Consider the following 12,676-nt stretch of genomic DNA (forward strand, 5'->3'; position numbering starts at 1 on the left):
AGCCCCTCCCCCCTGTGGGGAGGGGTTGGGGAGGGGTCTATTCCCATAGCACCGGCTCGCAAGGATCAGCACAATGACCAAGACCATCCGCGACTGGCTCGATCTCGCCAGCAAGGACATGAAGGGCAAGCCGGTCGAGAGTCTCAATGTCGAGACGCCCGAGGGCATCACGCTGAAGCCGCTCTACACGGCGGACGACCTGCCGGCCGAGGCCGCGGGCGAACTGCCGGGATTCGCGCCCTATACGCGCGGCGTGCGCTCGACCATGTATGCCGGCCAGCCCTGGACGATCCGGCAATATGCCGGCTTTTCCACCGCCGAGGAATCCAACGCCTTCTACCGGAAGAATCTGCTCGGCGGCCAGAAGGGCCTGTCGGTGGCCTTCGACCTCGCCACCCATCGCGGCTATGACAGCGACCACCCGCGCGTCGCCGGAGATGTGGGGAAGGCGGGCGTCGCCATCGATTCAGTCGAGGACATGAAGATCCTGTTCGACGGCATTCCGCTCGGCGAGATGAGCGTGTCGATGACCATGAACGGCGCCATCATTCCCGTGCTGGCGATGTTCATCGTCGCCGGCGAAGAGCAGGGCGTGGCACGCAAGGACCTCACCGGCACGGTGCAGAACGACATCCTCAAGGAGTTCATGGTCCGCAACACCTACATCTACTCGCCGGAGCCCTCGATGCGGATCGTCGCCGACATCATTGAATTCACGGCTGAAGAAATGCCGAAATTCAACTCGATCTCGATTTCCGGCTACCACATGCAGGAGGCCGGGGCGACACTGGCGCAGGAGCTCGCCTACACGCTCGCCGACGGGATGGAATATGTCCGCGCCGCCCAGGCCAAGGGACTGAGCGTCGATGCCTTCGCGGGACGCCTGTCGTTCTTCTTCTGCATCGGCATGAACTTCTTCATGGAGGCGGCCAAGCTGCGCGCCGCCCGCCAGCTCTGGTCGAAGATCATGACCGATTTCGGCGCCCAGTCGGAGCGCTCGAAGATGCTCCGCACCCATTGCCAGACGTCGGGCGTGTCGCTGACCGAGCAGGATCCCTACAACAACGTGGTCCGCACTGCCTTCGAGGCCATGGCGGCCGTGCTCGGCGGCACCCAGTCGCTGCACACCAATTCCTTCGACGAGGCCATCGCGCTGCCGACGGAATTCTCGGCCCGCATCGCGCGCAACACGCAGCTCATCCTGCAGCACGAGACCGGCATCACCAAGGTGGTCGATCCGCTCGGCGGCTCCTATTATGTCGAGGCGCTGACCAGGGACCTCGCCGACCAGGCATGGGAGCTGATCCGGGAAGTGGAAGCGCTCGGCGGCATGACCAAGGCGGTCGAGCAAGGCCTGCCGAAGATGCGCATCGAGGAGGCAGCCGCCCGGCGCCAGGCCCGCATCGACCGCGGCGAGGATGTCATCGTCGGGGTCAACCGCTTCCGGCTCGAGGATGAAGCGCCAATCGACATTCTCAACATCGACACCGACAAGGTTCGCGCCGGCCAGATCGCCCGGCTGAAGAAGATGCGCGACAGCCGCGACGCCGGCGCCTGCAAGGCGGCGCTGAAGGCGCTGGAGGCGGTGGCCGCCAGCGGCAAGGGCAATCTGCTCGCCGCTGCAGTCGAGGCGGCACGGGTGCGCGCCTCGCTCGGCGAGATCTCCGACGCCATGGAGCGCGGCTTCGGCGGTCGCCACCATGCGCTGACCAAGGTGATCAGCGGCGTCTACAACGAGATCTATCGCGACGATCCCGAGTACCGGGTGATCCACGACAAGATTGCCGCCTATGCCGCCGAACACGGAAAGCAGCCGCATGTGCTGGTGGCCAAGATGGGCCAGGACGGCCACGACCGCGGCGCCAAGGTGATCGCCACGGCGTTTGCCGATCTCGGCTTCAAGGTCGATCTCACCGACATGTTCGAGACGCCGCAGGAAGTGGCCGACCGCGCCGTGGCGCTCAAGGTCGACGTGGTCGGCGTCTCCTCGCTGGCGGCGGGCCACAACCGGCTGGTGCCGCAGCTGATCGGCTGTCTCAAGGATGCGGGACGCGCCGACATCACCGTGGTGGTGGGCGGCGTCATCCCCGAGCAGGACTACAATTTCCTGCGCGAGGCGGGCGTGGCCGAGATCTTTGGTCCCGGCTCCAACGTGCTGGATGCGGCCAATGCGGTGCTGGCGCATGTGGCGGGGCTCAAGCGGAACGTGTGAGGCACAGCACGCGGCAGCAGGCTTGACCTCACCGCTGCCGCGGGATCGGTCGGCTTTCCGTCATTGGGTCAGCGACGTTGAGACCGGCGGGCTTCGCCGGCCTCTGCCCTACCCCTCAGTCTCCAGCGGCGTCCATCATCACCTCGCCGAGGCGGCTTGCTGCGTCGAGCAGCAGGCTGCGGCTTTCGGCCAGACCCTCGACATTAAGCCGCAGGGTCGGTCCGTGATACGCGAGCGCGGCGAAGAAGCGGCCCCGCGCGTCGCGGATCGGCACGGCGATGGCGATCATCCCGTCCATGAATTCCTCGTCATCGATGGCATAGCCCTGGCGGGCAACCCGGTCGAGTTCCGCGAGCAGCCTGTCCGGATCGGTGATGGTGCGGTCGGATTTGCGCTCGAGCTGAAGTGACATCACCATCTTGCGGCGCGCGGCGCGCGGCAGCCCCGCCAGAAAGGTCTTGCCGCTGGCGGTGCAATGGAACGGCACCGAGGTGCCGATCGGCAACTGCACCCGGAAGGCCCAGTCCGTCTCCACCCGGTCGACATAGCTCATGCCGCCCTCCCCCGGCACGACGAAATTGACCGTCTCGCGCACCTGGCGGGCGACGGTTTCGAGGATCTGGCGCCGGGCGATGTGGGTGCGCGACGCATAGAGCACGCCGGACCCGATCAGCCGGAGCCGCCGTGCCGGCCTGAGCCGCTTGCCGGTCGGCTCATAGACCAGGAAGCCCTCCTCCACCAGCGTGGCGCACAGCCGGTGTACCGTCTGCTTGGGCAGGCCGATATGGGCGTTGATCTCGGTCGGGCTCATCGGCACGTCGGACTGGCCGACGACCTCCAGGATGAGCAGGGTGCGCAGATTGGTGGGGATACGGTCCGTGTCGGCCATCGTCGGGTTCTCCTGCACACTCAGAATCCTGATCCGGCTCCGGGCGGAGACTTGTCATGACCTTGAAAACGTGATTACCTTAATAAACGGTAATTAAAGTCTCATTTTTTGAGATTGTCAACCCTCTGGAGGCCTGGTGGAATTTGATTTCATCATAGTGGGTGCGGGATCGGCGGGATGCGTGCTCGCCAACCGCCTGTCGGCCGATCCCAAGGTCAGCGTGGCGCTGGTCGAGGCCGGCGGCCGCGACCTCTCGCCCTGGATCCACATCCCGGTCGGCTATTTCAGGACCATCAAGAACCCGGCGCTCAACTGGATGTACCGGACCGAACCGGACCCGGGCCTCAACGGACGGTCTATCAACTGGCCGCGCGGCAAGACGCTCGGCGGCTCGAGTTCGATCAATGGGCTGCTCTATGTGCGCGGACAGCGCCAGGACTATGACGGGTGGCGGGACCTCGGCAATGCGGGCTGGGGCTGGGACGAGGTGCTGCCCTTTTTCCGCCGCTCCGAGACCTGGGAGGGCGGGGCCGATGCCTTTCGCGGCGGTGAGGGACCGCTGTCGGTGACGCGCTCGCGGCAGACCTGGCGCATCGTCGATGCCTGGCTCGATGCCGCCGTGGCCGCGGGCCATCACACCAACCCCGACTACAACGGCGCCGAGCAGGAAGGCGTCGGCCACTTCCAGCTCACCGCCCGCCACGGCCTGCGCTGCAGCGCCGCTCGTGCCTATCTGGCGCCGGTGCGCGGCCGAAAGAACCTCCGGATCTTCACCCATGCGACCACGGAGAAGCTGCTGTTTTCCGGCCGCCGCGCCGTCGGCATTGCCGCCACCCGGCAAGGCGAGAGCTTCGAGCTGAAGGCGCGCGGCGAAGTCATCCTGTCGGCAGGCGCCATCGGATCGCCGCAGCTGCTGATGCTGTCGGGCATAGGCGACCCCGCCGAACTCGGCCGTCACGGCATCGAGGTGCTGCAGGCCAGCCCCGGCGTCGGCAGGAACCTGCAGGATCATCTGCAGGCCCGTCCGGTCTACCGCTGCAGCCTGCCGACCATCAACACGCGGGCGCGCGGGCTCGTCAACCAGATGCGCATCGGACTCGAATACCTCCTCCGTCAATCGGGGCCGCTGACCATGGCCGCCAGCCTCGGCACTGCGTTTCTCAAGACCAGGCCCGACCTCGACCGCCCCGACATCCAGTTCCATATCCAGCCCTTCAGCGCCGACAACCCCACCCGCGGCACGCATGAATTCGACGCCTTCACCGCCTCGGTGCTGCAACTGCGGCCGGAGAGCTGCGGCCACCTGGCGCTGAGATCGGCCAGCATCCACGATCACCCGGCGATCCATCCGAATTACCTCGCCACCGAGCTGGACCGGCGGACGCTGGTCGACGGCATCCGCATCGCGCGCCGGATCTGCCGCCAGGATCCCGTCCAGGGCCTGATCACCGGCGAACACGCACCCGGCGCCGACATCGCCGACGGCGACGATGCCGCCCTCATCGACTGGGCGCGCAACACCGCCACCACGATCTACCATCCCACCGGCACCTGCCGAATGGGCAGCGACCCGCTGGCGGTGGTCGATGCGCGGCTTCGCGTGCATAGCATCGAGGGGCTGCGGGTGGTCGATGCATCGATCATGCCGAGGATCGTGTCCGGCAACACCAATGCGCCGGCGATCATGATCGGCGAAAAGGCAGCGGACATGATCAGGGGAGACGCCCGATGACCCATCCATGTCCATGGCGGCGCCCCCACCATGCTTGAAGAACTCCTCAACTTCGGCTCCATCGTCATCGCCGACATCGTGCTGTCGGGCGACAACGCGCTGATCATCGGGATGGTTGCCGCGTCGCTGGCACCGGAACTGCGCCGCCGCGCCATCATCTTCGGCATGGTGATCGCCGCGCTCATGCGAATCGGCTTCGCGCTGATCGCCACCAATCTGCTGGACATTCCAGGCCTGCTGCTGCTGGGCTCGCTGCTGCTGTTCTGGGTCTGCTGGCGGCTCTATGGCGAGATCCGCTCCAACATCGACGCGGAGGCGGCGCTGGCGCTCGCCACCGCCGACAGCGCCACCGCGGGCTACACCGGCGCGCCGCGGCGCAGCCTCGGCAGTGCGCTGATCGCCATCGGCGTCGCCGATGTCTCGATGTCCATCGACAATGTGCTTGCTGTGGCGGCGATCGCCCGCGGCAACGAGGAACTGCTGATCTTCGGGCTGGGCCTGGCGATCCTGCTGATGGCGTTCGCAGCCACGCTGATCATGAAGCTGCTTTCGCGCTTTCCATGGGTCTCCTGGCTGGGGCTCGCGGTGCTCGTCTATGTGGCCGGGGAAATGTTTCACCGGGGCATCTTCGATCCCGGCACCGGCATCCTCGCCTACGCCCAGGGGACCGGCGCGACGTGACACGAACAGGGAATTCCCGCGCAGCGACCGCTGATACGCCTTCGGCAGCGGTCCAGGGAAGTGGAGGAGAAGAGGGCAGGAACGGACAAGGGAGGAACAGATGTCCATTCTCAAGACAGTCAGCCGAGGCACCGCCGTCGCGGTGCTGATCTCTGCAGCGCTTGCAATTCCGCAGGCGGCCAGTGCCAAGACCGTCATACGGGTGCAATCGGTCATCCCGACGGGCGCCGACGAAATCGTCATGCTCAAGGACTTCGGCGAGGACGTCAAAGCGCTGACCGACGGCGAAGTGGTGATCGAGGTGCTGCCCGCGGGCGCCGTCGTCGGCGTGCAGGAAACGCTCGACGCCGTCGACAGCGGCCTGCTGGAAGGCGGCTTCGCCTGGACCCACTACTGGTCGGGCAAGCATCCCGCCGCCATGCTGTTCGGCTCGCCGGTGGCGGGCGCCGGCATCGGCATAGACAACATCGCCTTCATGTCCTGGTATCTCAATGCCGGCGGCAAGGAGCTCTATGACGAGCTCTGGACGGAAATGGGCATGAATGTGAAGGGCTTCATGCTGCAGCCGGCAGGACCGGAAGCGCTCGGCTGGTTCAAGGAGCCGATCGAGACCATGGCCGACTTCCGCAAGTACCGCTTCCGCACGCCTCCCGGCATTCCCGGGCAGACCTACAAGGATATCGGCGTGGCCTCGGTGGCCATGGGCGGCGGCGACATCCTGCCGGCACTGGAAAAAGGCACCATCGACGCTGCCGAATGGTGCTGCCCGAAGCCCGACTCGGTGTTCGGTTTCCAGAAGGTGCTCAAGCACTATTATCTCCAGGGCCTCCACCAGGTGGTGGTCAACGCCGACCTCTACATCAACGGCGACGTCTATCGCAGCCTGACGCCGCTGCAGCAGAAGGCGCTCGAAGTCGCCGCGAATGCCTCGCTGATGAAGTCGATGGCCTACCGCATCAACGAAAACGGCATCGCACTCGACAAGCTCGTCAACGAGGACGGCGTCATCCTGCATGACACGCCGGACGACTACTTCACCGAGTACATGGCGGCGGCCGCCAAGGCGCTGGAGCAGAACGCAGCGGAAAACCCCTTCTTCAAGAAGGTCTGGGACAGCCAGAAGGCATTCGCCAAGACGGCCGTTCCCTACTGGGCCCAGGCGCAGCGCACCAACGCCAATCTCGGCGAGGCCTACGCCGACACGCTGAAGAAGCAGTAGCACCAGAGCCTGCCCGCCGATCGGCGGGCAGGCCTTTTCCGGAGAGCGCCGGGCAGACCCGGCGCAGGGGAGGATACCGTGTCCGAGACCGACAAGAACGTGCTTCTGATTGGCGACGAACTGCTCGCCGAACGCCGCGGCGGGCCGGAAGCCAGGCTGCCCGACGACATGCATCCGCTGGCGGCGAGAACCATCCATGCCATCGACTGGCTCAACGACTGGACCGGCCGCATCGTCTGCCTGATGGTGGTGCCGATCATCTTCGCCATGGTCTATGAGGTGGTGGCGCGCAAGTTCTTCGTGGCCCCCACGCTCTGGTCCTACGACGTCTCGCGCATGCTCTACGGCATGTCGTTCATGCTCGGCGCCGGCTACGCGCTGATGCGCGGCCTGCACATCCGCGCCGACTTCATCTATCGCGGCTTTTCCGAACGCATCCAGGGCCGCATCGACCTCATTCTGTATGTGGTCCTGTTCATGCCCTCGATGCTGCTGCTGCTGTATGCGGGCTACGAGTTCGCGCTCAAGTCGATCCTGCAGGGCGAGCGCGCCGGCGACAGCACCTGGGCGCCGATCGTCTGGCCGGTGAAATCCTCGTTTGCCATCGGCGTGGCGCTGCTGGCGCTGCAGGGCATTTCCGAGATCCTCAAGTCCTGGTATGCGGCGACCCGCGGAAAGTGGCCGGTCTGATGCTTGCTCTCTCCAACGAAATTCTCGGCCTCTACATGATCGGGGCGATGCTGTTCGCCATCTTCATCGGCTTCCCGATCTCGTTCACGCTGATCTTCCTCGGCATCGTCTTCGGCGCGCTCGGCTTCGGCATGAAGCTCACCATCTTCCTGATGACGCTGCAATTCTACGGCTCGATGATGGAGCAGACGCTGGCCGCCGTGCCGCTGTTCGTGTTCATGGGCTTCATGATGGAGCAGGCCGGACTGATGGAGCGGCTGTTCAGCGCCATCCAGCTGATGCTGGCGCGGATGAAGGGCTCGCTCTACCTGGCGGTGCTGTTCGTCTCGGTGATCTTCGGCGCCGCCACCGGCATTGTCGGCGCCTCGGTGACGATCCTCGGCATCATGGCGGCGACCACCATGAGCCGCTCCGGCTACGACGTCCGGCTGGCGGCGGGCACCATCACCGCCGGCGGCACGCTGGGCATCCTGATCCCGCCCTCGATCATGCTGGTGGTGATGGGGCCGGTGCTGGAAGTTCCAGTCACCGACCTGTTTGCCGCCGCCATCATCCCCGGCATCATGATGGCGGTGCTCTACACACTCTATACGCTCGGGCGCTGCTGGTTAAATCCGAGCCTTGGCCCGCCGCTTCCCGAAGACATGATCCCGGAAAACCGTTCCGACATCTGGAAGGAATTCTTCCTCGGCCTGGTGCCGCCGACAGTCCTGATCGCCTTTGCCATGGGCTCGATCCTCTCGGGCTGGGCAACCCCGACGGAGGGCGCCGGCATGGGCGCCTTCGGGTCTCTGGTGCTGACCATCGCCTATGGCAAGTTCGGCTGGAAAAAGACCTATGACGCGCTGATCAAGACGCTGGAGATCTCGGTGCTGATCCTGTTTCTGGTGGCGGCGTCCAATTTCTTCGGCGCGGTGTTCTCGCGGCTCGGCACACCCTCGATGATCACAGACATCCTGCTCGGCCTCGACTTCGGCCCGAGCATGATCATCATCATGATCCTGACCCTGGTCTTCCTGCTCGGCTGGCCGCTGGAATGGGTGCCGATCGTGCTGATCATCCTGCCGATCCTGCAGCCGGTGCTGATCGAACTCGATGTCAACATGACCTGGTTCGCCATCCTGGTGGCGGTCTGCCTGCAGACCGCCTGGCTCAGTCCGCCCGTGGCGCTTTCGGCCTACTTCCTCAAGGGGGTGGCGCCGGACTGGGACCTGAAGGACATCTATTACGGCATGATGCAGTTCATGGTGATCCAGCTCATCGGCCTCGGCTTCGTGTTCGTCTTTCCGGAACTGGCGCTTTGGCTGCCGCGCTATCTCTACGGCAACTGAGCCGTTCCGCTCCACCGGACCCGCGCCGCGGCGCGCGGGTCTCATTCCCCAGCAGAAGCGAGACGACCATGACGATCGAATATCTGAAGAAGGCCGGCAGGACCTCCCAGACGGACACCGCGGAGACGCGCGCGACGGTGGAAAAGCTGCTCGCCGAGATCGAAGCGGGCGGCGACGAGGCTGCGCGCAGGATCGCCATCGCGCTTGACCGCTACGATGGCAGCATCGTGCTCGGCCGCGACGAGATCGAGGCGGCGGCGGCGAAGGTGCCTGCGAAGCTGAAGGACGACATCCGCTTCGCCCACGACAATGTCCGCCGCTTCGCCGAACGGCAGATGCAGAGCCTCAGCGATTTCGAGTACGAGCTCAGCCCCGGCTTCGTCGCCGGACAGAAGTCCATCCCCTGCCGCGCCGCCGGCTGCTACGTGCCCGGCGGCCGCTACAGCCATGTGGCCTCCGCCATCATGACCGTGACGACGGCCCAGGTGGCAGGCTGCGACAACATCACCGTGTGCTCGCCGCCGCGGCCGGAGATCGGCATCAATCCAGCCATCGTGTTCACCGCCGACCTCTGCGGCGCCGACCGCATCCTGGCGCTCGGCGGCGTTCAGGGCGTGGCTGCCCTGGCCTTCGGCCTGTTCGGCGCGCCGCCGGCCGACATCATCGTCGGCCCGGGGAACCAGTTCGTCGCCGAAGCCAAGCGCATTCTGTTCGGCCGCGTCGGCATCGACATGTTCGCCGGCCCCACCGACAGTCTTATCCTCGCCGATGCCAGCGCCGACGCCGAGATCGTCGCCGCCGACCTCGTCGGCCAGGCCGAGCACGGCTACAACTCGCCTGTGTGGCTGGTGACAGACAGCCGCGATCTGGCCGAGCGGGTGCTGGCAATCGTTCCCGGCCTGATCGCCGACCTGCCCGACGCCAACCGCACCAGCGCCGCCGCCGCCTGGCGCGATTATGCCGAGGTGATCCTGTGCGGCAGCCGCGAGGAAATGGCGACGGTGTCCGATGACGAAGCGCCCGAGCACCTGACCGTGCAGGCGCAGGACCTCGACTGGTGGCGCGACCGTCTCAAATGCTACGGCTCGCTGTTCCTCGGCGAGGAGACCACGGTGGCCTATGGCGACAAGGCGTCGGGCACCAACCATGTGCTGCCGACCTCGGGGGCCGCGCGCTACACCGGCGGCCTGTCTGTGCACAAATATCTCAAGATCGTCACCTGGCAGCAGGCGACCCGGGCGGCATCGAAAGACGTGGCGATCGCCACCGCGCGGATCTCGCGGCTCGAGGGCATGGAGGGGCACGCCCGCACCGCCGACATCCGCCTGCGGAAATATTTCCCAGGCGAGAACTTCGACCTCTCCGCCGCCGGGGATTCGTGAGCATGGCGCTGGTCTTCGATCTCAGCGGCAGGACCGCCTGCGTCACCGGCGCCTCGAGCGGGCTCGGACGGGTGGCGGCCAACGCCCTGGCCGCAGCCGGCGCCCGGGTCGTCGGCGTGGCGCGCAGGCAGTCGGAGCTCGACGACTGGCGCCGCGAGGCCGGCGGCGAAACCGCTTCGGTGGCCGCCGATCTCGCCGACCGCGGCCGGTTCGACGCCACCATCGAGGCCATCATCGCCCCGTTCGGCGCGCCGGACATTCTGGTCAGCGCAGCCGGGATCAACACGAGGCAGCCCGCCGACGAGGTGACGCCGGCGAACTGGGACCTGACGCTTGACCTCAATCTCAGGGTGCCGTTCTTCCTGGCGCAGGCCTTCGCCCCCGTCATGAAACAGCGGCAGTGGGGCCGGATCGTCAATTTCGCCTCGTTGCAGAGCCGCCGGGCCTTCGCCTCCGGCATTGCCTATGGAGCCTCCAAGGGGGGCGTCGAGCAGATGACGCGGGCGATGGCGGAGGCCTGGTCGAAGGACGGCATCAACGCCAACGCACTGGCGCCGGGCTTCTTTCCGACGGAACTGACCAAGGCAGTGTTCGCCGATGCCGCACGGGTGGACGCATTGGCACGGCAGACATGCATCGGCCGCAACGGCCGGCCGGAGGACCTGGTCGGACCGCTCCTGTTCCTCTGCAGCGACGCCTCGGCCTATGTCACCGGCCAGGTGCTGTTCGTCGACGGGGGGTTCACCGCCAAATGAAGGCGCTCGTCTACACCGGCCCGCAGACGCTGGAAATGCGCGACATGCCCGTGCCCGCCGCCGGTCCGGACGAAGCGCTGATCCGTGTCGACAGCTGCGGCATCTGCGGCTCGGACATGCATGCCTGGCAAGGCCATGACGAGCGCCGGCCGGCGCCGCTGGTGCTGGGTCACGAGGTGGCCGGCGTGGTGGCGGACGGCGTCGGCAAGGGACGCCGGGTGACGGTCAATCCGCTGGTCACCTGCGGCGCCTGCCCCGCCTGCCGATCCGGACGCACCAATCTCTGCCCCCGCAGGCAGATCATCTCGATGCCGCCGCGCGCGGGCGGATTTGCCTCGCATCTGGCGATGCCGGTCTCCAATCTCGTCACTGTTCCCGACGACGTAAGCCTCGAAAAGGCCTGCCTTACCGAACCGCTCGCCTGCGGCTGGCACGCGGTACGGCTCGCCGCGGCCGCGCTCGACCGTCCGCTGGCTGAGGCAGGCTGCCTGGTCATCGGCGGCGGCGCCATCGGATTGGGCGCCGCGCTCGTTCTGGCCGCGCACGGCGCCCGCGGCATCCGCGTGGCCGAGCCCAATGCGGCGCGGCGAGCGGCAGTGGCCGGGGCGGGCCCGTTCACCGTGTTCGACCCGGCCAGTGACCGGGTCGAGGACATGGATCTGGTGATCGACGGCGTGGGCTTCGCGGCAACGCGGGCGGACGCCTGCAGGGCGGTGCGGCCGGGAGGCGTCATCGTGCATGTCGGGCTGGGCCAGGCCGAGGGCGGCCTCGACATCCGCCGCATGACGCTGCAGGAGATCAGCTTCATCGGCACCTATACCTATACGGCACAGGATTTCCGCGAGACGGCGGACGCCATCTTCGACGGCAGGCTGGGGCCGCTCGACTGGACCGAGACGCGGCCGCTCAAGGACGGCGCCGCGGCCTTCGCCGACATCGCCGGCGGTCTCGTGGCTGCGCCGAAGGTCGTGCTCCGGCCATAGGCGCTTCCATGGCGCTGAAACCCATCGCGTGAATTGAAAGTCATGCGATGGGTTTCAGCTCTCCGGACTTGTGCCCATCGTGATCCCGAAACCGCTCTACACTTTCGGATGACATGCATTGCGCCTGCTCTCGTCCGGCAAGCCAATCCGTCGCCGGCGTCAGGGTCGAACCGCGGAAGGGCGGCCCTGTCCCGGCAGGCCGTCTGCAGCCGCCAGCAGTGCCGCCAAACGTTCGAGCGCCCGGTCCACAATCACATCCGAAGAGGCCGCGATGTCGAACACGTCGCCCTCCTCGTCGGGCTCGAGCGGCTCCAGAATCGCGAGCTGGCTGTCGAGCAGGGCCGGCCCGACAAAATGGTCGCGCCGGCTGACGAGCCGCTCGGCGATCAGCGCGCGGCTGCCGGCGAGGTGAAACACATGCATGCCGGCAAGCTGCCCGCGCAGGCGATCGCGATAGACACGCCGCAGCGCCGAGCAGGCAATCACAACCGGGCGGCCCGTCTCATGGCGCGCCGCGATCGCAGCGGCAGCCACGGCATCGAGCCACGGCAGGCGTTCGGCATCGGTCAGGGGCTGACCGGCCGACATGGCCGCGCGATTCCGGGCGGAATGGTAATCGTCCGCCTCGACGAACCGCAGGCCGAAACGGGCCGCGAGCCGCCTGCCGACATGGCTCTTCCCCGCGCCGCACACGCCCATCACCAGGATGAACGCGCCGGGTTGGCCAGGGCTCTCGGCCGGGCTGATGTCCAATTCATGCTGCTCCATTTGCACGATCAAGCTTGGTGATCGCGCTCGCACT

11 protein-coding genes are annotated in these 12,676 nt (G+C 66.6%); 9 read left to right on the forward strand and 2 right to left on the reverse strand.

What is annotated here, in order from left to right:
* Positions 1–73: 73 nt before the first annotated feature.
* Positions 74–2,212, forward strand: coding sequence for a methylmalonyl-CoA mutase (scpA, locus tag DFR52_RS12240; RefSeq protein ID WP_110032265.1), 2,139 nt, complete (start codon positions 74–76; stop codon positions 2,210–2,212).
* Positions 2,213–2,327: 115 nt separating this feature from the next.
* Here scpA and DFR52_RS12245 read toward each other — a convergent pair whose 3' ends face one another.
* On the reverse strand, positions 2,328–3,101 hold the full coding sequence (locus DFR52_RS12245) for an IclR family transcriptional regulator (RefSeq protein WP_110032266.1): 774 nt from the start codon (positions 3,099–3,101) through the stop codon (positions 2,328–2,330).
* Between the two features lie 136 nt (positions 3,102–3,237).
* Here DFR52_RS12245 and DFR52_RS12250 point away from each other — a divergent pair, with 136 nt between their 5' ends.
* From DFR52_RS12250 to DFR52_RS12285, 8 genes are all read left to right on the forward strand, one after another.
* Positions 3,238–4,833 (forward strand): GMC family oxidoreductase, encoded by a 1,596-nt coding sequence (locus DFR52_RS12250; protein WP_110032267.1) that lies wholly within the window; start codon positions 3,238–3,240, stop codon positions 4,831–4,833.
* Positions 4,834–4,863: 30 nt separating this feature from the next.
* The gene (locus tag DFR52_RS12255) at positions 4,864–5,514 is read left to right on the forward strand and encodes a YjbE family putative metal transport protein (RefSeq protein ID WP_110032268.1); all 651 of its coding nucleotides are present in this window, start codon (positions 4,864–4,866) and stop codon (positions 5,512–5,514) included.
* Positions 5,515–5,614: 100 nt separating this feature from the next.
* Positions 5,615–6,733 carry a TRAP transporter substrate-binding protein gene (locus DFR52_RS12260; RefSeq protein WP_110032269.1) on the forward strand — a complete coding sequence of 373 codons (1,119 nt, stop codon included), beginning with the start codon at positions 5,615–5,617 and terminating at the stop codon, positions 6,731–6,733.
* Between the two features lie 78 nt (positions 6,734–6,811).
* The gene (locus DFR52_RS12265) at positions 6,812–7,423 is read left to right on the forward strand and encodes a TRAP transporter small permease subunit (protein WP_210205826.1); all 612 of its coding nucleotides are present in this window, start codon (positions 6,812–6,814) and stop codon (positions 7,421–7,423) included.
* Entirely contained in the window at positions 7,423–8,754 is a 1,332-nt protein-coding gene (locus DFR52_RS12270) for a TRAP transporter large permease (RefSeq protein WP_110032836.1), read from the forward strand. The genes DFR52_RS12265 and DFR52_RS12270 overlap by 1 nt, the downstream gene beginning before the upstream one ends.
* A gap of 68 nt (positions 8,755–8,822) precedes the next feature.
* A complete protein-coding gene (gene hisD / locus DFR52_RS12275) occupies positions 8,823–10,136 on the forward strand; it encodes a histidinol dehydrogenase (protein ID WP_110032270.1) in 1,314 nt (437 codons plus the stop codon).
* A 2-nt stretch (positions 10,137–10,138) separates the two neighbouring features.
* Entirely contained in the window at positions 10,139–10,891 is a 753-nt protein-coding gene (locus DFR52_RS12280) for an SDR family NAD(P)-dependent oxidoreductase (RefSeq protein WP_110032271.1), read from the forward strand.
* On the forward strand, positions 10,888–11,874 hold the full coding sequence (locus tag DFR52_RS12285; protein ID WP_110032272.1) for a zinc-dependent alcohol dehydrogenase: 987 nt from the start codon (positions 10,888–10,890) through the stop codon (positions 11,872–11,874). Before DFR52_RS12280 ends, DFR52_RS12285 begins: the two co-directional genes overlap by 4 nt.
* A gap of 159 nt (positions 11,875–12,033) precedes the next feature.
* Here the strand turns inward: DFR52_RS12285 and DFR52_RS12290 are convergent, their stop codons facing one another.
* On the reverse strand, positions 12,034–12,642 hold the full coding sequence (locus DFR52_RS12290; protein ID WP_110032273.1) for a gluconokinase: 609 nt from the start codon (positions 12,640–12,642) through the stop codon (positions 12,034–12,036).
* Positions 12,643–12,676 lie beyond the last annotated feature (34 nt).

This window comes from Hoeflea marina (assembly GCF_003182275.1).
GTDB classification, from domain to species: domain Bacteria; phylum Pseudomonadota; class Alphaproteobacteria; order Rhizobiales; family Rhizobiaceae; genus Hoeflea; species Hoeflea marina.

Bases quoted from the DNA above. Each gene is read 5' to 3' on its own strand.
- DFR52_RS12280 (WP_110032271.1), top strand. From the start codon at position 10,139: ATGGCGCTGGTCTTCGATCTCAGCGGCAGGACCGCCTGCGTCACCGGC.
- scpA (WP_110032265.1), top strand. From the start codon at position 74: ATGACCAAGACCATCCGCGACTGGCTCGATCTCGCCAGCAAGGACATG.
- DFR52_RS12290 (WP_110032273.1), bottom strand. From the start codon at position 12,642: ATGGAGCAGCATGAATTGGACATCAGCCCGGCCGAGAGCCCTGGCCAA.
- DFR52_RS12285 (WP_110032272.1), top strand. From the start codon at position 10,888: ATGAAGGCGCTCGTCTACACCGGCCCGCAGACGCTGGAAATGCGCGAC.
- hisD (WP_110032270.1), top strand. From the start codon at position 8,823: ATGACGATCGAATATCTGAAGAAGGCCGGCAGGACCTCCCAGACGGAC.
- DFR52_RS12245 (WP_110032266.1), bottom strand. From the start codon at position 3,101: ATGGCCGACACGGACCGTATCCCCACCAATCTGCGCACCCTGCTCATC.
- DFR52_RS12260 (WP_110032269.1), top strand. From the start codon at position 5,615: ATGTCCATTCTCAAGACAGTCAGCCGAGGCACCGCCGTCGCGGTGCTG.
- DFR52_RS12270 (WP_110032836.1), top strand. From the start codon at position 7,423: ATGCTTGCTCTCTCCAACGAAATTCTCGGCCTCTACATGATCGGGGCG.
- DFR52_RS12255 (WP_110032268.1), top strand. From the start codon at position 4,864: ATGCTTGAAGAACTCCTCAACTTCGGCTCCATCGTCATCGCCGACATC.